Here is a 22,280-nt window from a genome sequence, read left to right as displayed (position 1 = left end):
CGGTGTTCACCTCCAAGGAGCACCTGCGGGCGATCGCGCTGACGATCTTCCTGCCGGCGCTGAACGGTCCCGGCTACTACCTCCTGTTCGCCTACATGCCCACGTACCTGAAGACGTCGCTGGGGGAGGGGCGCAACTTCACCATGCAGGCGGCGCTGGTGGTCACCGCCCTGAGCCTGATCGCCATCGTCATCACGATCCCCTTGATGGCGCGCCTGTCCGACACCATCGGACGCAAGCCGGTGCTGACCATCTCCGCGGTCGCCATGGCCGTGCTCTCCTACCCGATGTTCACGTTGATCACGACCGGCGACGAGGTCCTGGCTACCATCGGCACCGTCGTCTTGGCCATCGCCTTCTCGGGGACCGCCGCGAGCATCCACACCGTCTTGACCGAGATGTTCCCGACCACCGTGCGCTACAGCGCCTACAGCATCGGGTTCAGCATCTCGACCATCATCTTCGGCGGCAGCGCGCCGCTGGTCATGACCGAACTCATCAAGCTCACCCACTCGACGATGATCCCGGCCTTCGCCTCGATCATCGCCGCGGTGATCACCTTGATCGCCCTGATCTTCGTCAAGGAGACCAAAGGCCTGCCCCTGCGGGCAGAGTGACCTTCTCACGGCGGGCCGCCCACCGGCGGCCCGCCCCCGATTCACCTCAGAGGAAGAGGACCACCATGAACAGTTCGCGAGTCGCCGTTGTGGCCGATCTCGGCGAGAGCTTCGGCAACTACACCATCGGCAACGACGAGGCGCTGCTGGAACTCGTCACCGCCTCCAACATCGCCTGCGGCTTCCACGCCGGCGACCCCCGGGTGCTCGACGCCACGGTCGCCGCCTGCGTCGAGCGCGGGATCGAGCTGGGAGCTCACCCGGGCTACCCCGACCTCGTCGGCTTCGGACGCCGCCTCATCGAGGCGTCCGAAGAGGAGATCCGCACGGATGTGCTCTACCAGCTCGGGGCGCTGGACGCCTTCGCCCGCGTCCACGGCGCCGCCATCAGTCACGTCGCCCCGCACGGACGCATGGGCAGCATCGCCCAGACCGACGCCAAGCATGCCCGCGCCATCACCGATGCGATCGCCGCCTACGACCCCTCCCACATCGTGATCTGCCAGCGCGGGCTGCTGGCGCAGGAGTCCCAGCGACGCGGCCTCGACGTCGGCTACGTGTTCCTCGCGGACCGCGGCTACGGCGAGGACGGGATGCCCGTAGCCCGCTCGCATCCGGGCGGCCTCATCTTCGACCCGGAACTCGTGGGCCGACGCGTCGCCCAGGTCGTCACGGAGGGGACCGTCGTGACCGTGGACGGCGCCACCGTCCCGCTCGGGCACGATGCGGATGTCGTGCTGCTGCACGGGGACCACCCGCTGGTCCTGGAGAACGGCCGGGCGCTGCATGCGGCGCTGGCCCAGGCGGGCATCGAGGCGACCGGGCTGCGCGCCGTCCTCGACGCGAAAGCAGCAGCCGCGGCGGAGCGCTGAGCAGCGGACATGTCACGTCGAGAACCGGATGCCGTCACCTTCGAGCCCTACGGTGACAGCGCCGTGATGATCAGCTTCGACGCGCCGGAGGCCACCCTGCGGCGCGCCGCAGCGGCCCGCTGCCACGTCGCCCTGGTGGCGAACCGGCCTCCCGGGGTGACCGAGATCGTCGCGGGGCTGGAGTCCCAGCTGGTGCGCTACGACCCGCAGGCCACGACGCATGAGCACCTGGTTCACGACGTGACGCTGATCCTCGCCCTACCCCAGGACGAGGACGCTCCGGCCGGGGTCGCTCGCCGGTTCGAGATCCCCGTGTGGGTCGACCCCAACACGGCACCCGACCTGGAGGAGGTCGCACAGGAGTGCGGGGTCAGCCGCATCAGCTGGGAGTGCGGCATCGGACCGTTGGGAGGTCGCACAGGAGTGCGGGGTCAGCACGGACGCCTTCCTCGACACCTTCTTCTCCTCCCCGTTCACGATCTCCCTGCTCGCCGCGGCCATGGCGCCGATGATGGACGGGCACCGGACCGCCACGGGGATCCGCCGCCGGGCCCAGCCGCGGACCGACGTCGCGCCGGGATCGATCATGGTGGCCGGCACCAACGCCATCATCCAGCCGTTCCCCGGACCCACCGGCTGGCGCGTCATCGGTCGCACCCCGCACACGATCGTGGACATCCGGCAGTCGCCTCCCACCTCGTTCGGGCCGGGGGACGCCGTCACCTTCGTCCGGATCGGGAGCCACCAGGCGGCGCTGCTGGAGGGCACGTTCTTGCGCGAAGTGGGTGCGACGCGATGATGGATTGGCAGCCTCAGCATCTGCGCATCACCAGCGTCGGATGGGTGACCACGTTCCAGGATCTCGGCCGCCGCGACACCGAACGCCTTGGCGTCCCCACCGGCGGGGCGGCCGACCAGTACTCGGCGGCCGTGGCGAACATCCTCGTCGGCAACCCCCGCCACGTCCCCGTGATCGAGACGATGGGCGGCGAGTTCGCCTTCGTGCCCACCACCGACCTGCTCATCGCCATCACCGGCTCTCCCGCCGACGTGACCATCGACGGCGCCCCCGCCTGTCGTGCGACGCAGACCACCGGGCAACTCTGGACGCCGTTGGTGGCCTATGCGGGCAGCGAGGTCCGTATCACCAGCAGCTTCATCGGGATGCGTAACTACATCGCCTTCGGCGGGCTCCTGGCCTGCGGGCGATTCCTGGGGAGCGCCGCCCCTGACGCTCGGATGGGGTTCACGCAGGCGATCCAGGTCAATCAGGTGCTCAGCGTGGAGGCGTCGCTCCCGGTCGCGTCGCTGACGCGCGGGGAGTATGTGCCCTTCCAGATGCCCGTTGCCGTTCCCAGTTTCGAGCCGGGGCCGTGGACCATCGACATCATCGAGGGACCCGACACCGATCGGGCCGCCGGGATGCGGGAGCACCTCGCCCGCGCCACCTACACGGTGACGCCGCAGTCCAACCATGTGGGGCTGCGGCTGTCCGGCCCGGTGTCACATCCGGAGCACACCGGCGAGATCGTCTCCCACGGGGTGCCGGTGGGGGCCTTGGAGGTGCCGCCCGCCGACGAGCTGATCGTGCTGGGCCGGTACCGCACCCTCACGGCGGGCTATCCGATCGTCGGCTTCGCGGCGCGCACCAGCCTCGCGCGGCTGGCCCAGGCCGCACCGGGGCGGGAGCTCAGGTTCCGCTGGATCGACCGGGATGCGTCCGTGGGCCAGATCGCCGCCGAGGAACTGGCATTGCGGACGTTGGAAACACACATGTCGGCTGCGGTCCGGGCGCGGACCGCGACCCGCTGACTCTTCGACCATCACACGAAAGGCACACACAGTGAGTGAGACACCAGGACAGGTCGCCCTCGTCACGGGCGCAGGAAGCGGCATGGGGCGGGAGATCGCCCGTCTGCTGGCCCGCGACGGGTACCGCGTCGCGGTCGTCGGGCGCCGGCGCGAGCCGCTGGACACGTTGGCCCAGGAGCTGGACGCCGAGGGCGTCCCGTTGTGGGTGTATCCGGCCGACATCGCCGAGCCAGGAGCCCCGGACCGCCTCGTCGCGCAGGTCGCGGCGGAGCTCGGCGGGGTTCAGGTGCTCGTCAACAACGCGGGCCGCGCCTCCACCGTCTTGAACCCGCAGTACATGAACGATGAGCACTGGAGCGGTGTCGTCGACGTCAACCTGAATGCGGTTTTCCAACTCACCCGGGCGGTGCTGCCGGGGATGCTGGCCCGCGAGGAGGGCACCATCGTCACGGTGTCCTCGCTGGCCGCGCTGACGCCGAACTTGCTCGGCGGGGCCGCCTATGGCGCGGCGAAGGCGGGCGTGCGGAACTTCATGACCTTCCTGCACACGACCTATCGCAATCAGGGCCTGCGGGCGATCACGATCCTCCCGGGCGAGGCCGACACGCCGATCCTCGACGACCGCGCCCACCCGCCCACCAGCGCCCAGCGGGCCAACATGGTTCAGCCGATCGACGTGGCGCGGGCGGTTCACCTGGCGGTGACGCTGCCGGGCCGGGTGGTCCTGCAGGAGGTCGTGGTCGCCCCAACCCGGCAGCGCGACATCTCCTACGACCTGGAGGTCAGCCGGCTCGTCGGCTCCTCCGCCGACACCCCGCCTGCCCCTGCTGCCGATCGGAGCGTCATGCCCGCCGCCACTTCCTTCGCCCCGCGTCCCTCCGCCGCGGTCGCACGGATCGAGCGCGCCTCGCGCCGGGTGCAGCAGCCGCAGTCCAGCGCCGACCTGGTCTCCTTGGCGATGGGGGAGCCGAACTTCCCCACCCCGGCGGTCATCTGTGACGCGGCGGAGGCTGCCCTGCACCGGGGCCGGACGCACTATTCCCCGCTGATGGGTGAGGACGGCCTGCGTGAGGCCCTCGGCGAGACGATCGGCCGGCTGACGGCCGCGCCCGTGGATCCCGCCGACATCCTGATCACCCACGGGGGAACCGCAGGAATCACGGCGGCGATCCTCGGGATCGTGGACCCGGGCGACCGCGTCGTCGTGCCGGATCCGACCTACTCGCTGTACGCGGACGCCGTGCATCTGGCGGGCGGAGAACTCGTTCCGGTGCCACTCCAGGCGGATCTGCACTGGGACCTGGATGCCCTCGCCACGGCGTTGCGCGGGGCCAAGCTCTTCGTCTTCTGCAACCCGAGCAATCCGACCGGCATCGTCCACACGCGTGCCGAACTGGAGGCGTTGGGAGAGATGCTGCGGGGCACGGCCACGGTCGTGTTGAGCGATGAGGCCTATTCGGAGCTGAACTTCACCAACGAGCCGTTCACCTCAGCCATCGCCGTCGACGCGCTGGTGGAGCGGACCCTGTACTGCCAGACGTTCTCCAAGTCCTATGCCATGACCGGCTGGCGGGTGGGGTATTTGTGGGGGCCGCGGCCGCTCATCAAGGCGGCCGCCCGCGTCCACGCCACGGTCAACGGCTCGGTCAACACGGCCGTCCAGGATGGCGCGCTGGCGGCGCTGCGCGACGGCGGGTCGGCACTGGCGCAGATGCGGGAGGCCTACCGGGCGCGGCGCGAACTGCTGGCGGGTGAGTTGTCCGGCGTTCCGGGGTTGGAGTTGAGCCGACCCGAGGGCGCGTTCTACCTGTTCCCGCGCTACGACCTGGATCTGCCCGCGACCGATGTCGTGGCGCGACTGCGCGAGGCGGGGGTCGCGGTGCGCCCCGGGTCGGAGTTCGGCGCGGCGGGGGAGCATCACCTGCGGATCTCGTATGCGGCCGATGAGGCGTCGTTGCGCAGCGGTGCCGCACGGCTCCGGGCGGGTCTGGCCGACCTGAGGAGCCGTGCGGGGCTCTAGACTCACCTGGAGAGCTTGTGCCCGATGGCGGGGTGGCGCGTTGAGGCGTCCACCCCGCCATCACCCGTAGAGAAAGTGGGGATCGGACGTGCGTGCCGACACGGAGAGGAATCGCCGCCGTCTGATCAGGTCGGCCGCCTATCTGATCGCCCGGAAGGGCTCCGCGGTGAAGATGGCGGACGTGGCCGAGCATGCGGAGGTATCCACGGCGACCGCCTATCGGCACTTCACCTCCGTGGAGGACATCCTCATCCAGTTTCGCCGCGACGTCGGGCAGCGGCTGCTGGTGTTCAGCGAGAAGCAGACGGCCGTCGGGGTGGAGTTGCTCACGACCGTCAGCCGCGAGTGGGTGACGATCGTGCTCCGCCATGGGGGCGCGATGATCCACACCCGCTCCGAGACGGGGTATCTCACCCGTCTGCGCGACCGAACCGAGTATCTGACGGCCCAGGCCCAGGCGCTGCAGCACCCGATCGCCTCCGCAGCCGAGGAACTCGGGCTGGGCAATCCGGGTGACATCGGCTTGTTCTTGTGGAACATCCTGTTCGACGCCCGGGAGATCATCGACCTGCGTGATTCCGAACACCTGGACGCGGACGGCATCAACGCTCGGCTGATCGGGACGCTGTGCGGGGCTCTGCGCGGGTGGCAGGCCGCCGATGCGCGCGACGCCGCCCCAGCTGCTCCCTGAGGGATCCGCGACGCCGGAGGCGCGCGAAGGCCGCCCCGCGGTCAGGCCGCCCAGTCTCCCAAGGCGCCTTCCAGTGCGCCGAGGGCGGCGTCGATGAGGGAATGCCGGTCGTCGTCGGGGCAGCCGCGTTCGACCCAGTGCAGGCAGGCGGCGTCCAGGAAGCCGAAGTAGCCCCACAGGGCGTACTCGTGTCGTTCCTGGGTGCTCGGGCTGAGCAGTGCGCGCAGCCGCTGCACATAGTCGTGGCGGGCCTGGAGGCGGAGGCCCGCGGCCGCTGCGGGCTCGGAGCCGGGGGAGCGTAGCGGGGTCGCCCAGCCGTTCGGGTGGGTGGCGATGTGGTCGAGGTAGGCCGACGTCGTGCAGTGCAGCAGGTCGCGCACCGGCACGCCGGCGGGCAGCGCTGCCAGGGCTGCGGACTGCCGGGCCAGCAGGCGTTCGACCGAGAGTTGCACGAGTGCGGTGTACAGATCTTCCTTGCCGGCGAAGTAGCGGTACAGCAGCGCATCGGAGGCGTCTGCGCGGCGGGCGATCGCCGCGATGGTCACCTCGGCATACGGCAGGGCCGCGAACTCGACAGCGGCGGCCTCCAGGAGGGACGCCCGCCGCGCGTCGGGATCCAGCCGGGTGCGGGGATGCCGGTCGCTGCGTGCCATGTTGCCCATCCTAGCCTTACTGAACTAGCATCACTAACGCTAGTGAAGGCGATTCAATAGGAGGTCCTCATGAGGTGGATCGAGCATGCGATCTGGTGGCAGGTCTATCCGCTGGGTTTGTGCGGAGCGCCGATCCGCGAGCAGGACGTCGCACCGCAGCCCCGGTTGCGGCGCCTCCTCAACTGGCTGGACTACGCCGTGGACCTGGGGGCCTCCGGGCTTCTGCTGGGGCCCCTCTTCGCGTCAGCGAGCCACGGCTACGACACCCTCGACTACTACCGCATCGACCCGCGTCTGGGTGGGGCTCAGGAGTTCGACGACCTGATCGCCGCCTGTCGTTCCCGCGGACTGAAGGTGCTGCTGGATGGCGTGTTCAGCCACGTCTCGGCGCACCATCCCGCCCTGCTGAAGGCGCTGCGGGAGGGCCCCGACGGCCCCGACGCAGCGCTGTTCGACATCGACTGGGGAGCCCCGGGTGGAGCCGCCCCGCGCGTGTTCGAAGGGCACGGCGAACTGGCCCGCCTGGAGCACGCGAGCCCCCGCACCGTCGATCTCGTGGCCGACGTCATGGGCCACTGGCTCGACCGGGGTATCGACGGCTGGCGCCTGGACGCCGCTTACTCGGTCGACACCGCCTTCTGGGCCCAGGTGTTGCCGACGGTGCGTGCGGCCCACCCGCATGCCTGGATCCTCGGCGAGGTCATCCACGGGGACTACGCCGGCTTCGTGGAGGCCAGCGGCGCCGACTCGGTGACCCAGTACGAACTGTGGAAGGCGATCTGGTCCAGCCTGCGCGACCGCAACCTGTTCGAACTGGACTGGGCCCTCACTCGGCACAACGGGTTCCTGGACTCGTTCGTGCCGAACACCTTCGTCGGTAACCACGATGTCTCCCGCATCGCCAGCGTCCTGGGAGCCGACGGTGCACTCACCGCGGCGGCGATCCTGCTCACCCTCGGCGGCGTGCCCTCGGTGTACGCGGGCGACGAGCAGGGCTTCCTGGGCGTCAAGGAGCACCGTCTCGGCGGAGACGACGCGGTGCGGCCCGCCTTCCCCGACCGCCCCGACGGCCTCGCCCCCTGGGGCGCTGCGCTGCATCGCGCCTACCAGGACCTCATCGGCCTGCGCCGTCGCCACCCCTGGCTCGTCACCGCCACCACCTCCCGGCTGCACTTGAGCAACACGGCCTACAGCTATCGGGTCGGCGCGCGCGACGCGAGCACCTGTCTCGAGATCGACCTGCAGCTGGATGCCTCTCCCGCCGTCACGATCCGCGCAGCAACCGGGGAAACGCTCTGGTCGCAGGGTTGAGCCCGCGCCGCTGGGTCCCAGGAGTCCCACGACCTGCGCTGCGCCTGTGGGGCGGGAATGAGCGGTCGGATCCGCATCGCGCGGGCGTGGGAGAATCCCGGCATGAGTACGCCTGTTCCGGCCGAAGGTGCCGGCTTCGACGCCGCCACCAAGGCCCGCCTCATCGAGACCAACGGCATCGACATCATCGACGAGTCCGAACGCACCGCCAAGCCGCGTGACCTGTTCTGGCCTTGGTTCGCCGCGAACGTCTCGGTGTTCGGGATGAGCTATGCGGCCTTCGTGTACGGCTTCGGGGTGTCCTTTGGCCAGGCCGTCGCGGTCACCATCGTGGGCGTCGTCGTGTCGTTCCTACTGTGCGGCATCATCGCCATCGCCGGGAAGCGGGGTTCGGTCCCCACCATGGTGCTGTCGCGGGCGGCCTTCGGCGTCCAGGGGCAGAAGCTGCCCGGCATCGTGAGCTGGCTGCTGTCGATCGGCTGGGAGACCTTCCTCTCCATCATGGCCGTCATGGCGACCGCCACCGTGTTCTCCGCGCTCGGGTGGGCCTCCGGGACGGCCACGAAGGTCATCGCCACCCTGGGGATCGCCGCCCTGATCGTCGTGGCCTCGGTGCTGGGCTACCACACGATCATGCGGCTGCAGTCGATTCTCACCTGGATCACCGGGGCGATCACGCTCATCTACATGGCGCTCACGATCGGCCACATCAACTGGTCGGTCGTCGCAGGCATCCCGAACGGCGACGTGGGTGCGGTCATCGGGGCACTCACCATGGTCATGACCGGGTTCGGCCTGGGGTGGATCAACATCGCGGCGGACTGGTCCCGGTACCAGCGCCGGGACGCCTCCAACGCGAAGATCGTGCTCTGGAACACGCTGGGTGGCTCGGTCGCCCCGGTCATCCTGGTCGTTTACGGCCTGCTGCTCGCGGGCTCCGATCCGGCCCTGACCGAGGGGATCACCAGCGACCCCATCGGCACGCTCGCCGGCATCCTCCCGATCTGGGTCTTGATCCCGTTCTGGCTCACGGCCGTGCTGGCGCTGGTGTCCGGGGCGGTGCTGGGCATCTATTCCTCGGGGTTGACGCTGCTCAGCCTCGGCATCAAGATTCCGCGTCCGGCCGCCGCCGCGGTCGACGGCGTCATCCTCACCGCGGGCACGATCTTCGTGGTGTTCTTCGCCGAGAGCTTCCTGGGGCCCTTCCAGAGCTTCTTGTTGATCCTGGGCGTGCCGATGGCCGCGTGGGCGGGGATCCTGATCGCCGACATCGCCTCCCGCAAGCGTCCCTACGACGAGGCGGCGCTGTTCGATGCGCGCGGGCGCTACGGGGCGGTCGACTGGGTGTCGGTGGCGACGCTGGTGATCGCGACCGTCATCGGCTGGGGCCTGGTCGTCAACCAGTTCGCCAGCGACGCCGCCTGGGCCAACTGGCAGGGCTACCTGCTGGAGCCGCTCGGGCTGGGCACCCGCAGTGTCGTGGACGGCGTCGAGCAATGGGATGGCACCTGGCCGTGGGCCAATCTGGGGGTCCTGCTTGCTTTGGTTCTCGGCTTCGTCGTCACCTGGTTCGGCCGTCGCGGAATCATCGCGCGGCAGGAGGGCCGGGCGTGAGCGAACCCTGGCTGGTGGTGATCGACCCCCAGCGCATCTTCGCCGCCCCCGACAGCGAGTGGGGATCCCCGCTGTGGCCGGGGGCCGAGGCGAACATCGCCACGCTGTTGCCACGATTCTCCGGTCGGACGATCATCACCCGCTGGGTTCCCCCGGCACCCGGGCGACGGGAGGGTTCCTGGTCGGCCTACATGGCTGCCTGGCCGTTCGCCGACAGGGACCCCGCTGACCCGTTGTTCGACGTCCTCGATGTGGTGCGGCCGGCGATCCAGGGCGGCGCGGTCGTGGTGGACGCCCCGACGTTCGGTAAGTGGGAGCAGATCGTTGCGGTCACCGGACCCGCGCCGCACCTGGTGGTCACGGGGGTCGCGACGGACTGCTGCGTGATCTCGACGGTGCTGCCTGCCGCCGACGCGGGCGCGACGATTAGCGTCGTGACCGACGCCTGCGCGGGCTCGAGCCTGGAGCACCAGCAGGCTGCGCTGACGGTGATGGGGCTCTATCCGCCCCAGGTCGATCTACGCACCACCGAGGATATTCTCCGGTCCCCGGTCTGACCATGAATCGCCTTGTCCCAGCCCCGTCCTCGGTGTCCGAGCGCGGGGCTGGGATATTTCTCACGCGAGAACTGGCGACGCTGAAACAATGATTCTTCCGTGATTGTCGAGTGGGGTTCCGCGGTACGCGGGATCGGCGCCGATTCGGCTCTGTGGCTCACGTGGGTTAGTCTGGTTGAGATCTTGAGTCGTCCGTTGGGGCCGGGCGGAACGACAATCGTTAAGGTGAACCGCAGTAATGAATACCACCCCCCGTCTTGCCACCCCGAATACTCGCCTCGCTCCACGAAGCCCGCGCGTCAGGATTCCCGCCGCCACGGTGGTGAGTCTGGTGTTTGCGCTGGTCATCTCCTGGTTCCTGCCGTGGGCGATCCTCGGCGGGCAGACCTCGCTCAGCGGTGTCGCGTGGCTGGCCGGGGCAGCCGCCCTCAGCCTCGCCCTGCTGTTCAGTCGCTGGCATCAGCCGCACATCGACGACCGCGACCTCGACCTGATCCTCGCCGCGCTGCTGGGCCTGGGCGGGCTGTGGCTGGTGGGTGCCCATGGCCTGACGGGGGAGTCGGCCGCCGTCGTCGGAGGGCTCTTCGCGTCGGCCGGATGGCTCTTCTTCACCCTCGGTACCCGGGCGACGGTGCGGCTGTGGCCTGCGGCACTGCCCGTCCTCGCGCGGCTGGTCCCCGGACTGGACACCGCTGTGATCGCGTCAGTGGGTGCCGCATGTTGCCTTCTTCTAGGGGTGATGGTTCTCTCGTGGCGGGGTTGGGCGGCGGCGGAGCAACTCGTCCCGATCGCCTGGGGGCGATACCTGGCCAGCCTGGCGTACCTGATCCCGGTCATGGGGATTGCACGGGTGGTCGCATGAGCGAACCGGTTGCCCGGCTCGCTGCTGACGAGACGGCTCCGCTCGCCGGCAACGCACTCGCGTTGCCGCGCTCGGTGGCGGGGCTGGATGCCGTTCAGCGCGCCCACCTCGCCGCCCACGCGCTGGCGGAGGCCGCGCCCACCCTCTCGGCACGCTCGGTCACGACCCGTGGCCAGCGTGTCGCGTTGGGGGCGGTGGCGGTCGCGTTGGTGGTGGCGCTGGTCGCCGCCCCCCAACAAGCCCTCACCGTAGCCGTGGGGATGCTTTCCGCCGTGTATCTTGCGGCCCTGATCTATCGCGGACTCCTCTTTTATCAGGGCATTCGGGGCGGCCAGGTGATCCGTGTCAGCGACGAGCAGGCGCGCTCGCTGCATGTCGACGACTTGCCCGTTTACACGGTCCTGATCCCCGTTCTCCATGAGCCGTTGATGAGCGTGTTGGTCGCCAATCTGAAACGGCTCGAGTACCCCGCCGATAGGCTGGACATCAGGCTGCTCGTGGAGGCCGACGACACGATCACCCGGGCGGCGCTCGAGGGGCTGGAACTGGACGCCTACTTCACCGTGGTGGACATTCCCCCCAGCCAGCCGCGCACCAAGCCGAAGGCCTGCAACTTCGGCCTGGGGGAGGCTCGGGGAGGCCTCGTCACCATTTACGACGCCGAGGACCGGCCCGAGCCCCTGCAGTTGCGCCGCGCCGCCTACGCGCTGGGTCACCTGGGTCCGGAGGTGGCCTGCATCCAGGCCCAGCTCGCCTTCTACAACTCGCGCCAAAACCTGCTCACCCGCTGGTTCGCGCTCGACTACGGCGCGTGGTTCCACTATCTGCTGCCCGGTCTGGAGGCGCTACGGGCCCCCATCCCCCTGGGGGGAACCAGCAACCACTTCCGCGCGGAAGTGCTGTACGGCATCGGCGGCTGGGACCCGTGGAACGTGACCGAGGACGCCGATCTGGGGCTGCGGCTCCACCGCCTGGGCTACCAGGTGGAGGTGCTGGAGTCGGTCACCTGGGAGGAGGCCAACTCCGACGGGATCAACTGGATCCGCCAGCGGTCGCGCTGGTACAAGGGCTACCTGCAGACGTTGCTGGTCCATCTGCGCGCAGGGGGGCCGGTTCCGACGCGTGGCGGGTTCGCCTCCTGGGCGGGCCTGCTGCTGTTCGTGGGCGGGACGCCGCTGCTCGCCGCTCTCAACGGCTTCCAGTGGGGCCTGACCATCGCCTGGGCGTTGACGCGCAGCGAGGTGATCGCCGGCTGGTTTCCCCCGACCGTCTACTACGTCGCGATGATCAGCGCGGTGCTCGGCAACGGCCTGGTCATCTACTTCAACGTCCTGACGGCGCGCGCCATGGGTCGTCCCGATCTGATGTGGGCTGCCCTACTGAGTCCCGGCTACTGGTTTCTCATGTGGTTGGCCGCGCTCAAGGCCTTCGTCCAGCTGATCCTCAAGCCGTCCTACTGGGAGAAGACCGCGCACGGCCTGGACGAGGGCGATCATGCCGACTGAGGCGACTGCACCTGCGCGTCGACCCCGCGCCGAGCCCTGGCTGTGGTTCGCGCTGACGTCAGCCCTCTACCTGGGTGCGGGCTGCTGGCTGTTGTCGAACGACCTCATCTTCCCGGACGCGCTGTCCCGCGTGGCGAACGGCTACTACGTGCTGTTCAGCCGGGATCCGCACCTGGCGGCGATCGGGTTCGTGTGGAACCCGCTCCCGTCGCTGGCGACCCTTCCGCTGCTGGCATTCTCCCCCTGGATTCCCGCCTTGGCGGGGCTCGGGGCGGCGGGCACCGTGGTGTCGGCGCTGTGCGGGGGCGGTTGCGTCGCCCTGCTGGCGGTGATGCTGCGTGAGCTCGGTGTGACTTCGGCCTGGGCACGAGGCCTGCTCACCGGGCTGTTCGCCGTCCAGGCACTGGTGGTGCTCGGCGCGGCCACCGGTGCCAGCGAGGCCATGCTCCTGCTCACCTGCTTCTATACGGCGCTGCACCTGCTGCGGTGGCTGCGCGAGGCCGATACCTGGTCGCTGGTCCACGTGGGCACGGGCCTGGGGTTGGCCTATCTCACCCGCTATGAGGCCGCCGCCCCGGCGATCGCGGTCGTCGGGCTCGTGTTCGTCGTCAGTGTCGCGCGGGCGTCGGCGCAGCGCTGGTCGTATGGCGTCAACGACGCAGCCCTGGCCGGGCTGCCGTTCGCGGCGGCCGCTCTCGGCTGGGCGGTGACCTCAAAGGTCATCGTCGGCACCTGGTTCGCCACGTTCACGTCGCAGTACGGGAACTCGGCGCAGGTGACCTCGGGCCAGACGTCCATCGAGTCGGTGACCGGCTCCGGACTGGTCGCCCGGACGCTGTATCTGAGTGAGCAGTTGGTGCATCTCGCCCCGCTGGCGCTGCCGGCGACGCTGGCGGCGCTGATGGTGGCATGGGTGCGACGTGAGCCCGGGCCGCTGGCGGCGGTCGCCGTCTTCGGAGCGGTGCTGGCCTTCGACGATCTCACGTTCCTGTGGGGTTCCTCCTTCGGCTGGATCCGCCTGCAGATGGCCGCCATCCCGCTGGGCTATCTGGCCCTCGGGTACCTGCTCGCCGCGGCACGTCGTCGCTGGCTGACGTGCGTCCTCGTGCTCGCCTTGGCGGTGACGACGCCCCTGGGGTGGCTGGCGGAAGCGAATCCCCGGCTGGGACGCGAGGAGACCCTCGCCCGCGAGGTGGCGGCCGCCGGGCAGTATCCGATGCAGCGCGCCGTCGCCACCGACCTCGACGACGTGAGCCCGGCGGATGGGTCGATCATCACCGACGTGGCCTACTCGTTCCCTGTCTTCCTGGCGAGCAGGCATCCTCACAGTTACGTCATCACCACCGACCGCGACTTCCAGGAGGCGCTGGCCGACCCGGCGGCCGCAGGGGTCACGTACGCCCTGCTCGCCTCGCCGCAGAACTCCCCCTCGGACGCGGTCGAACTGGCCTACCCCGGGATGTTCGAGAACGGCGCCGGGGTGGCCACGCTGACCGCGCAGTGGCAGGACGCCAGGGGAACCACGTGGCGGCTGTACCGCTTCGCGTGAGCGTCCGTCTCCGCGCCGGTCAGGCGTCGGTGAGCAACTGGTCGCGGACCTGCTTGCGCAGTACCTTCCCCAGCATCGACCGGGGCAGTTCGTCCACCACGAACACGCGGCGCGGCACCTTGTAGGCGGCCAGTCGATCCCGGGCCGCGGCGCGGACCGCCTCCGGATCCAGCGTCACGCCGGGTGCCGCGACCACGGCCGCGACGACGTCCTCGCCGGAGTGGGTGGAGGGAAGCCCCACGACGGCGGCGTCCGCGATGCCGTCCTCGGCCCGCAGTGCCTGCTCCACCTCGGTGGGGGAGACGTTGAAGCCGCCGGTGATGATGAGTTCCTTGAGACGGTCCACGACGGTGGTGAAGCCGTCGGCGTCGACGCTGACGAGGTCCCCGGTGCGCAGCCATCCGCCCTCCAGCAGGGTCGCCGCAGTGTCCTCGGGGTTGTGCCAGTAACCGCTGAACACCTGCGGGCCGTGCAACAGAAGCTCGCCCACCTCCCCTGGGGCCACGTCACGGCGGGGATCCTCGGGATCGACGACCTTCATGAGCGTGCTGGGGAACGGGACGCCGACCGTGCCGGTGCGTCGGGTGGGCCAGAACGGGTTCCCCAGCGCCACCGGGGAGCATTCGGTGAGGCCGTAGCCCTCCACGAGCAGGCCGCCCGAGACGGACTCCCACAGGTCCACCACCTCGTCGGTGAGGGCCATGGCGCCCGAGATGCAGAACCGGGCCGAGCGCAGCGAGATGCCGCGCTCCTGAGCGCGCTTGGCGGTGCGCTCGTAGATGGGCGGCACCGCGCAGTACACGGTCGGGGGGCGGGTCTTGGCGACGTCGAGGATCATGTCGATGTCGACGTTGGGGAACAAGACGATGCGTGCGCGCTTGAGGACGCCGAAGGTCAGGTACAGCGTCATGCCGAAGGCGTGGAACATGGGCAAGACGGCGTAGATGACCTCGTTGCCGTCCTCGGCGTCCTTCATCCAGGCGGCGCCCTGCAGGGCGTTGGCGAACAGGTTGCGGTGGCTGAGCATGGCGCCCTTGACCCGCCCGGTGGTCCCGGAGGTGTACTGGATCACGGCCAGGTCGTCGGGGCGCGGCTGGGGATGGTCGTCGGCCAGCCGGGGTCCGGTCAGCACCTCGCGCCAGGCGTCGGCGCCGGGCATCGGCTGGTGCAGCTTGTCCCGCGTGGCCCGGAGCTTGGCCAGCGGCAGGCTGAGGGCAAATCGCTTGAGGGGCGGGAAGGCATCGAGGAGGTTGACCGCCAGCACGTGCTGGACGCCCGTGCCGGCGATCTTGGGTGCTGCCACGTCCCAGGCGATGGCCACGGTGGCCCCGTGGTCGGCGAACATCTCCTCGAGTTCGGGGGCCGTGTAGAGCGGGTTGTGCTCCACGACGACGCCGCCGATCCGCAGCACCGCGTAGAACGCCACGACGTGCTGGGGAGAGTTGGGCAGCAGGAGGGCGACCCGGTCGCCCGGTCGGACGCCGTAGCGGTCGGTGAGCGCCCGGGCCAGCCGGGAGACCTGATCCTCCAGCCTTCGCCAGCTGGTCGTGGCACCGAAGAACTCCAGCGCGACGGCGTCGCCTCCTGCCGACGTCGCGCGCTGCAGGAGGGAGCCGAGTGGCTCATCGGGTACGTCGATGGTTGCCGGGACACCTGGCTGGTACTGCGCCACCCAGGCGGGAGTCGGCTCAAAACGGTCGGTCACGGGAGAGGTCACCGGGCCATTATCCCGGCAGCGCGCTCCGATGACCATCGACCGGGGCACGTCACAGGTTGTCGTCACCGCCATCGTCGGGCAGCGTCGTGGGACGGTTGGCCTCGGCGGCCTCGGCGGCCTCGTCGCCTTGGCGACGGCGCAGGGGGCTGTGCTGGGGATCGAACGGCGCCTGGGTCTCGGACACGTTCTCGACGGAATCCTTGGCGTGGACGCCGTAGTGACCGGCGGCGCTTCCGGTGAGATTGCTCCACAGATCCCGCAAGGGACCAAAGTCGCGATCGCTTGCCATGCGGTCCTCCTTCTTGCTCATTGTTCTGCGTCGGAGACCAACCGTGGCCGCCGTTAGACTTCGCGCATGACCGAAGCCGAAGCTGAGCAGGCTCTCCATCCTCCCGTACTCGTGGTCGATTTCGGTGCCCAGTACGCACAGTTGATCGCCCGCCGGGTTCGCGAGGCGAAGGTGTATTCGGAGGTGGTGCCGCACACGATGCCGGTGGCCGACCTGGCGGCGAAGCAACCCGCGGCCATCATCTTGTCGGGGGGGCCGCAGTCGGTGTACGCCGCAGGTGCTCCTCAGGTGGATCCCGCGTTGTTCGACCTCGGCATCCCCGTGTTCGGCATCTGCTACGGATTCCAGGCGATGGCGGTGGCCCTGGGCGGGCGGGTGGCCCACACCGGCCAGTCGGAGTACGGCCGGACGCCCACGTCCCTGAACCACCGCGGAGTCCTGCTGGACAATCTGCCGGAGTCGTTCTCGTGCTGGATGAGCCATGGTGACCTGGTCACCGACGCCCCCGCGGGATTCACGACGCTCGCGCACACGGCGGCGACCCCGGTGGCCGCGTTCGAGGACACCGGGCGACGGCTGGCCGGCGTCCAGTGGCACCCGGAAGTGCTGCACACCGAGCATGGCCAGCAGATACTGGCGCAGTTCCTCTACGACATCGCCGGGCTGGTTCCGGACTGGACGCCCGCGAGCATCGTGGAGGAGTCGGTGGCGGCGATCCGGGAGCAGGTCGGGGACAAGCAGGTGCTGTGTGCGCTGTCGGGCGGCGTCGATTCCGCCGTGGCGGCTGCCTTGGTGCACCGCGCGATCGGCGACCAGCTCACCTGTGCCTTCGTCGACCACGGCCTCCTGCGCAAGAACGAGCGCGAGCAGGTCAAGGACGACTTCGTCTCCATCACCGGCATCAAGCTGGTCGTCGCCGACGCCGAGGAGCAGTTCCTGAGCGCGCTCGCCGGGGTCAGCGAGCCGGAGACCAAGCGCAAGATCATCGGCCGTGAGTTCATCCGGGTCTTCGAGCAGACGGTGCGCGACATCGCGGACGACGCTGACATCGAGTTCCTCGTCCAGGGAACGCTCTACCCCGATGTCGTGGAGTCGGGTGGCGGCGAGGGTGCCGCCAACATCAAGAGTCATCACAATGTCGGCGGGCTGCCCGACGACCTGCAGTTCACGCTCATCGAGCCGTTGCGATCCCTGTTCAAAGACGAGGTCCGGGCGGTCGGGGAGGAGCTTGGCCTGCCGCACGAGATGGTGTGGCGGCAGCCATTCCCCGGGCCCGGCCTCGGTATCCGGATCATCGGCGAGGTGACGCGGGAGCGGCTGGATCTGCTGCGTGAGGCGGACGCCATCGCTCGCGAGGAGCTGGCCGCGTCCGGGCTGGAGAAGGAGGTGTGGCAGTTCCCGGTGGTGTTGCTGGCGGACGTCCGCAGCGTCGGCGTCCAGGGCGACGGCCGCACCTACGGTCATCCGATCGTGCTGCGTCCGGTGACGAGCGAGGACGCCATGACGGCCGACTGGTCCCGGTTGCCGTACGACGTGATCGAGAAGATCAGCACGCGGATCACCAACGAGGTGCCGCAGGTGAACCGGGTGGTCGTCGACGTCACCTCCAAGCCGCCGGGCACGATCGAGTGGGAGTGAGCCCCCAGGCGGCCGGACGGCTGCAGCGCGCCTTCGGGCAGGCGTTGCGGTCGCGGGTTGCCGGGCGCGACGCGGAGGATCGCGGGCGCGTCATCTGGGGCAGGCCGGGGGAGCGGTGGTTCTCTCCCGCCGACCCGATCTGGCGGGTGCACGCGGATGCGGCGATGTTCGCGGGCGGGATCGGGGCGTTGGTGTTGCAGTCGCTGCATCCGCTGGCCATGGCCGGGGTGGCGGGTCATTCCGGCTATCGCGGGGATCCGTGGGGGCGCGTCCAGCGGACGGCGCACTACATTGCGGTCACGACGTATGGCACGGTCGACGATGCGGAGGCCGCGATCGACGCGGTGCGGTCGGTGCATGAGCGGGTCCGGGGCAAGGACGCCCAGGGGAGGCCCTATCGTGCCTCCGACCCGCACCTGCTCGCCTGGATCCATGCCGCGGAGATCTTCGCCTTCATGGAGGCGCATCGCGCATTCGGACCCGTCCCCCTGTCGGAGGCGGACGCCGACGCCTATGTGGAGCAGGCGGGACGCTCGGCGGCCTTGCTGGGTGTCGAGCGGCCACCGCGCACCGTGCGGGAGTTGTCCGGGACGGTGCTGGGGTATCGAGACGAGTTGGAGTTGAGCCCAGCAGCCGCGGACACGATCAGCTTCCTGCTGCGGACCCCGCCGCTGCCCTGGGTGGCACGTCCCGGTTACTGGATGCTGGCGGCGGGCGGGATCGCTGTCCTGCCGGAGTGGGTTCGGGCGCTGGCGGGGTTGCGGGTGCCGACCCGGATGGCCTTGGGATGGGGCAGGCTCGGCACGGCCGCCGTGCGCTGGGGGCTGGACGGCGTCGAGGACGGACGCCGCAGTGCGGCGCCCGCCCCCGAAGATGATGCCTAGTTCGAGCCGCCGTTGTTCGAGAACTGGCGCTTGAGGCTCTCCAGGCCGGAGGGGCCGTTGTCGCTGGGCAGGAACAGCCACAGCGCCAGATAGAGGACCCAGCCGATCTGGGTGAACAGCAGAAGGACGAAGACGACGCGGATGAGGTTCGCGTCGATGCCGAACTGGCGCGCGAGGCCGCCGCAGACGCCGGCGACCACCTTGTCGGTGCTGCTCCGTCGCAGGTTGAGATCGGACATGTCGATTCCTTTCGTGGGGTTGTTCAAATCCGGTTGCGGGAGGCGAGGAGTCCCAAGACTCCGACGGCGACCAGGCACAGGGGGACAGCGAGTCCGACGCCCGCCCAGGAGACCGTCCCGAAGGCGGCCCACAGGCCTAGGGCGGCGAGCAGGAAGCTCATGAGCCCGATCACGAGGGCCACGACGTCGGCGCGGGGCTTCATGGCTGCACCACCGTGATCTCTCCGGCCCGCAGGCGCAGGTTGATGGTGAGGGTCGGCTGGTCGGGCTCCTCGATCCGGCTCCAGGTTTCCTGGAGCTGCATGCCGTCGCGCTCCCCGCTGATCCCGCTGATCGTGCCCGCATCGACGGCGGTGGTGACGACCACGTTGCCGGTTCGGGGCACCCGCAGTTCGATGTCTCCGGCCAGCATGTCGTAGGTCACCTCAGAGTCGGCGGTGACGATGGTGTCGGAGAAATCCAGCGTGTGCTCGCCGATGCCGAGGTCGGCCAGCCCCGACGTGATGGTGGGGGCAGGGCCAGTGGCCACCTGGGCTTTGGCGCCCCAAGTCTGGGAGTCGACGGTGCCGACGAGCAGTCCCGCGGTCATCAGCGCGGTGAGTACCGTGACGGTGGCCAGCAGCGGCGGTCGGCCTCGGGCTGCGCGCGCAGGCCGTGCCGACCACAGGAGCGCCAGGGCGAGGACGGCCAGGGTGCCGCTCGTCCAGGCCAGGGCGGAGACCTCGATACCGGCCATGGCCAGCGTGCTGCAGACGAACCAGACCGCGCCCACCCCGACGAGGACGCCGAACCAGCTTCGACGCCCCAGGCGTCGGTGCACGGAACTGCCCACCACATCGGAGGGGGCGTAGGCGCCCACCGGGAGAGCCGCCGACTCCGGGTCCCAGTCGGCGGGACGGCCCGCGTCGATGTTGGTCAGGCGTTGGTCCCAGTCCACCGAGAGCCGCTCGAAGGGCGTGCGCGGTTCGGGGCGCGGCGTCGGGGGTTCTGTGGGGCGACGTGAACCGCTGCCGCGCACCAGCGCGACCACCACGAGCACCACGATCAGCGTGCCCGGCCCGGAGCCGGTGAGCAGGGTGCCCACCACCAGGCATGTGCCGAGAACCCCGGCGATGAGGGCGAAGGGTGACCAGGTGCGGGTGAAGGGGAGCCAGCGACGCAGCGGGACGACGCCGTCAGTGCGTGAGGGGGTCAACCCCCACAGCGCCAGGTAGCCGAGAACGCCGACCCCGCCGGTGAGGAACGCCAACAAGACGAAGCCGATCCGCACGAGGACGGGATCCAGACCCGCCGAGCGTGCCACCGCTCCGGACACGCCACCGATCACGGCGCGGTCGCGGTCGCGCACGAGCGGTTGCAAGGTCATGGAACCATCCTGCCCGCTCAGGGCGTCGTGGCGGTCAGGGAACCCCCTCTCGCCACCCCGGAGGGTGGCCGGGTCTGCGTGGGCGCGTCCCCTAGGCTGGAGCCATGACGAGGGAGGGTGAGGCCGCGGTGCTCGACGGCGCCGGGCCCGCATCCCGGCGTCTGGAGCGGCCCTTGTCGCGCGCCCAGATCGGCGGCGTGGCGGCAGGGCTGTCCGAGCACACCGGTCTGTCGGTGTGGGTGATCCGGGGTGTGTTCGTCCTCGTGGGAGCGTGGCAGTTGGTCGGCCTCGCCGCCTACCTCGCGTTGTGGCTGGTCATCCCACCGGCGAGCGCCGGTCACGCGGCCCCCGGAGTGGATGCGGCCTCGCGGCGTGGCATGCGGGAGATCAGCGCCCCGACCCCCCTGGGCGCGCGCCGTGATCTGGGCCAACTGGCCGCCTTCGCCTTGGTGTGGCTGGGCCTGTTGTGGTTCGTGCAGCTCCTGGGCTGGGGGCTGCCCCCGCGCACCCTCGCGATCGCCCTGTTGATGGCGGCCGCTCTGGGCCTGGCGTGGTGGCAGGCCGACCGGGCGGGCGGAACGGCGAGAGACGCCGCCGAGGGCTTGCGCGGCTGGGCGAGGTCGTTGGCCGCCCACTGGTCCACCGTCGCCGCCCACGTTCTGGCGGCCCTGTGCCTGGCCGGCGCCGTCGGGGTGGTCGTGCAGGAGGATCCCTCCTCGCCTCCGACTCTGTTCGCGGGGCTCGCGCTCCTCCTGGGCGGGATCGGGTTGATGTCGGCACCCTGGGTGCTGCGCGCCCAGCGAGCCCTCACGCAGATCCGCGAGGACAAACTGTTGTCCGATGCGCGCGCCGACCTGGCCGCGCACCTCCATGATTCGGTGCTGCAGACGCTGGCGCTGATCCAGCGCCAGGCCGATCGGCCGCGCGAGGTGGTGCGGCTCGCGCGCCGCCAGGAGCGAGAGTTGCGGGCCTGGCTCTACGGGTCGGACGAGCAGGCAGCCACCCTGCGGGCGGCGTTGTCCGAGGCCGCGGTGGAGATCGAGGACCGCTTCCCCGTCAGCGTCGAAACGGTGACCGTCGGTGACGACCCCGAACTCAGTCTCGCCCTGGCCGAGTTGGTCAAGGCAGCGCGGGAGGCGATGACCAACGCGGCGAAGCACTCCGGCGCCGACGTCATCGACGTCTACGCTGAGGTGAACGAGGATGTGGTGGAGGTGTTCGTGCGGGATCGCGGCCAGGGGTTCGACCTGGAGTCCGTCCCCGAGGACCGGCACGGCGTTCGCGGGAGCATTCTGGAACGGATGGGCCGGCACCACGGCACGGCCCGCATCACATCGAACCCCGACCGTGGCACGGAAGTGAGCCTGGAGATGAAGCGATGAGCGAGCAGCCCCCCGAGACGGCCGACACGCCCGAGCAGCCCAACCGGCAGCGTCGCGTCGTCGTCGTCGACGATCACGCGATGTTCCGTAGCGGCGTCAAGCACGACATCGGCCCCTACGTGACCATCGTCGGCGAAGGCGAGGATGTCGCCACCGCGGTCACGGCCATCACGCGCACCACCCCCGATGTGGTGCTGCTGGACGTCCACCTGCCCGGGGGTGGCGGCGTCGAGGTCATCAAGCAGGTGCATGCGACCCAACCCGAGGTGAAGTTCTTGGCCGTCTCCGTCTCGGACGCGGCCGAGGACGTCATCGGGGTGATCCGCGCGGGCGCCCGCGGCTACGTCACCAAGTCGATCTCTGCTCCCGAACTGATCGAGGCGATCGGCCGCGTCGCCGACGGTGACGCCGTGTTCAGCCCGCGCTTGGCCGGGTTCGTTCTGGACGCGTTCTCCGGCGCCATCGACATCGCCTCGATCGATGAGGACCTCGACCGGCTCAGCCAGCGCGAGCGGGAGGTGCTGCGCCTCATCGCGCGCGGCTACGCCTACAAGGAAGTCGCCAAGGAACTGTTCATCTCGATCAAGACGGTCGAGACGCACGTGAGCAGCGTCCTGCGCAAGCTGCAGCTGTCCAACCGGCACCAGCTCACCCGCTGGGCCACCGACCGCAAGCTCGTCTGAGCCCGCACGCACGAAGCCC

Annotated in this window: 21 protein-coding genes and 2 pseudogenes; 17 read left to right on the top strand and 6 right to left on the bottom strand. The window is 69.8% G+C overall.

Going from position 1 to position 22,280, the window contains the following annotated elements; translation table 11 throughout:
* The 7 genes and pseudogenes from V7E09_RS00420 to V7E09_RS00395 form a co-directional block, all read left to right on the top strand.
* Positions 1 to 617: MFS transporter (locus V7E09_RS00420; protein WP_324522899.1), on the top strand; the 617-nt coding region annotated here is incomplete at its 5' end.
* A gap of 65 nt (positions 618 to 682) precedes the next feature.
* Complete coding sequence (locus V7E09_RS00415; RefSeq protein WP_324522898.1) at positions 683 to 1,489, top strand: LamB/YcsF family protein; 807 nt, start codon at positions 683 to 685, stop codon at positions 1,487 to 1,489.
* Positions 1,490 to 1,498: 9 nt separating this feature from the next.
* Positions 1,499 to 1,852: pseudogene (locus V7E09_RS15660) on the top strand (carboxyltransferase domain-containing protein); the annotation flags it as partial.
* A gap of 85 nt (positions 1,853 to 1,937) precedes the next feature.
* Positions 1,938 to 2,288 (top strand): annotated as a pseudogene (locus V7E09_RS00410) (carboxyltransferase domain-containing protein); the annotation flags it as partial.
* Entirely contained in the window at positions 2,285 to 3,301 is a 1,017-nt protein-coding gene (locus V7E09_RS00405; RefSeq protein WP_324509539.1) for a biotin-dependent carboxyltransferase family protein, read from the top strand. The pseudogene V7E09_RS00410 and the gene V7E09_RS00405, both read left to right, overlap by 4 nt.
* Before the next feature lie 31 nt (positions 3,302 to 3,332).
* The gene (locus tag V7E09_RS00400) at positions 3,333 to 5,321 is read left to right on the top strand and encodes an aminotransferase class I/II-fold pyridoxal phosphate-dependent enzyme (RefSeq protein WP_324522897.1); all 1,989 of its coding nucleotides are present in this window, start codon (positions 3,333 to 3,335) and stop codon (positions 5,319 to 5,321) included.
* Positions 5,322 to 5,409: 88 nt separating this feature from the next.
* Positions 5,410 to 6,012 carry a TetR/AcrR family transcriptional regulator gene (locus tag V7E09_RS00395; RefSeq protein ID WP_324509541.1) on the top strand — a complete coding sequence of 201 codons (603 nt, stop codon included), beginning with the start codon at positions 5,410 to 5,412 and terminating at the stop codon, positions 6,010 to 6,012.
* Positions 6,013 to 6,053: 41 nt separating this feature from the next.
* Here the strand turns inward: V7E09_RS00395 and V7E09_RS00390 are convergent, their stop codons facing one another.
* Entirely contained in the window at positions 6,054 to 6,665 is a 612-nt protein-coding gene (locus tag V7E09_RS00390) for a TetR/AcrR family transcriptional regulator (RefSeq protein ID WP_324522896.1), read from the bottom strand.
* Between the two features lie 69 nt (positions 6,666 to 6,734).
* Between V7E09_RS00390 and V7E09_RS00385 the strand changes: the two genes are divergently transcribed.
* The 6 genes from V7E09_RS00385 to V7E09_RS00360 all read left to right on the top strand — a co-directional run bounded on the left by V7E09_RS00385 (position 6,735) and on the right by V7E09_RS00360 (position 14,063).
* Positions 6,735 to 7,976 carry an alpha-amylase family protein gene (locus V7E09_RS00385; protein ID WP_324509543.1) on the top strand — a complete coding sequence of 414 codons (1,242 nt, stop codon included), beginning with the start codon at positions 6,735 to 6,737 and terminating at the stop codon, positions 7,974 to 7,976.
* A gap of 102 nt (positions 7,977 to 8,078) precedes the next feature.
* Complete coding sequence (locus tag V7E09_RS00380; protein ID WP_324509544.1) at positions 8,079 to 9,590, top strand: purine-cytosine permease family protein; 1,512 nt, start codon at positions 8,079 to 8,081, stop codon at positions 9,588 to 9,590.
* Positions 9,587 to 10,147, top strand: a complete 561-nt coding sequence (locus tag V7E09_RS00375) for a cysteine hydrolase family protein (RefSeq protein ID WP_324509545.1) — start codon at positions 9,587 to 9,589, stop codon at positions 10,145 to 10,147. The genes V7E09_RS00380 and V7E09_RS00375 overlap by 4 nt, the downstream gene beginning before the upstream one ends.
* 322 nt (positions 10,148 to 10,469) lie before the next feature.
* Positions 10,470 to 11,009, top strand: coding sequence for a hypothetical protein (locus V7E09_RS00370; protein WP_324522895.1), 540 nt, complete (start codon positions 10,470 to 10,472; stop codon positions 11,007 to 11,009).
* Positions 11,006 to 12,514 carry a glycosyltransferase family 2 protein gene (locus V7E09_RS00365; protein ID WP_324509547.1) on the top strand — a complete coding sequence of 503 codons (1,509 nt, stop codon included), beginning with the start codon at positions 11,006 to 11,008 and terminating at the stop codon, positions 12,512 to 12,514. The genes V7E09_RS00370 and V7E09_RS00365 overlap by 4 nt, the downstream gene beginning before the upstream one ends.
* Positions 12,504 to 14,063 (top strand): hypothetical protein, encoded by a 1,560-nt coding sequence (locus tag V7E09_RS00360; protein ID WP_324509548.1) that lies wholly within the window; start codon positions 12,504 to 12,506, stop codon positions 14,061 to 14,063. Before V7E09_RS00365 ends, V7E09_RS00360 begins: the two co-directional genes overlap by 11 nt.
* Before the next feature lie 19 nt (positions 14,064 to 14,082).
* On the opposite strand, the gene V7E09_RS00355 is transcribed toward V7E09_RS00360, so the two are convergent.
* Entirely contained in the window at positions 14,083 to 15,780 is a 1,698-nt protein-coding gene (locus tag V7E09_RS00355) for a long-chain-fatty-acid--CoA ligase (RefSeq protein WP_324509549.1), read from the bottom strand.
* 49 nt (positions 15,781 to 15,829) lie between these two features.
* Positions 15,830 to 16,069 carry a hypothetical protein gene (locus tag V7E09_RS00350; RefSeq protein ID WP_324509550.1) on the bottom strand — a complete coding sequence of 80 codons (240 nt, stop codon included), beginning with the start codon at positions 16,067 to 16,069 and terminating at the stop codon, positions 15,830 to 15,832.
* A 66-nt stretch (positions 16,070 to 16,135) separates the two neighbouring features.
* On the opposite strand from V7E09_RS00350, the gene guaA reads away from it, so the two are divergent.
* On the top strand, positions 16,136 to 17,707 hold the full coding sequence (gene guaA / locus V7E09_RS00345; RefSeq protein ID WP_324509551.1) for a glutamine-hydrolyzing GMP synthase: 1,572 nt from the start codon (positions 16,136 to 16,138) through the stop codon (positions 17,705 to 17,707).
* Complete coding sequence (locus tag V7E09_RS00340; RefSeq protein ID WP_324509552.1) at positions 17,704 to 18,591, top strand: oxygenase MpaB family protein; 888 nt, start codon at positions 17,704 to 17,706, stop codon at positions 18,589 to 18,591. The genes guaA and V7E09_RS00340 overlap by 4 nt, the downstream gene beginning before the upstream one ends.
* On the opposite strand, the gene V7E09_RS00335 is transcribed toward V7E09_RS00340, so the two are convergent.
* From V7E09_RS00335 to V7E09_RS00325, 3 genes are read right to left on the bottom strand one after another with little or no spacing between them, the layout of a single operon-like run.
* Positions 18,588 to 18,830, bottom strand: a complete 243-nt coding sequence (locus V7E09_RS00335; RefSeq protein WP_324509553.1) for a PspC domain-containing protein — start codon at positions 18,828 to 18,830, stop codon at positions 18,588 to 18,590. The genes V7E09_RS00340 and V7E09_RS00335 overlap by 4 nt on opposite strands.
* A gap of 23 nt (positions 18,831 to 18,853) precedes the next feature.
* Complete coding sequence (locus tag V7E09_RS00330; RefSeq protein WP_324509554.1) at positions 18,854 to 19,033, bottom strand: hypothetical protein; 180 nt, start codon at positions 19,031 to 19,033, stop codon at positions 18,854 to 18,856.
* Positions 19,030 to 20,196 carry a PspC domain-containing protein gene (locus tag V7E09_RS00325; protein WP_324509555.1) on the bottom strand — a complete coding sequence of 389 codons (1,167 nt, stop codon included), beginning with the start codon at positions 20,194 to 20,196 and terminating at the stop codon, positions 19,030 to 19,032. Before V7E09_RS00325 ends, V7E09_RS00330 begins: the two co-directional genes overlap by 4 nt.
* A gap of 104 nt (positions 20,197 to 20,300) precedes the next feature.
* Here V7E09_RS00325 and V7E09_RS00320 point away from each other — a divergent pair, with 104 nt between their 5' ends.
* Together V7E09_RS00320 and V7E09_RS00315 are read left to right on the top strand one after the other, a co-directional pair.
* On the top strand, positions 20,301 to 21,578 hold the full coding sequence (locus V7E09_RS00320) for an ATP-binding protein (RefSeq protein ID WP_324509556.1): 1,278 nt from the start codon (positions 20,301 to 20,303) through the stop codon (positions 21,576 to 21,578).
* On the top strand, positions 21,575 to 22,261 hold the full coding sequence (locus V7E09_RS00315) for a response regulator transcription factor (protein ID WP_324509557.1): 687 nt from the start codon (positions 21,575 to 21,577) through the stop codon (positions 22,259 to 22,261). The genes V7E09_RS00320 and V7E09_RS00315 overlap by 4 nt, the downstream gene beginning before the upstream one ends.
* Positions 22,262 to 22,280: the final 19 nt, after the last annotated feature.

It is taken from the genome of Propioniciclava sp., from assembly GCF_036744435.1.
Classification (GTDB): domain Bacteria; phylum Actinomycetota; class Actinomycetes; order Propionibacteriales; family Propionibacteriaceae; genus Propioniciclava.
This window is presented reverse-complemented; position numbering and strand designations above follow the sequence as displayed.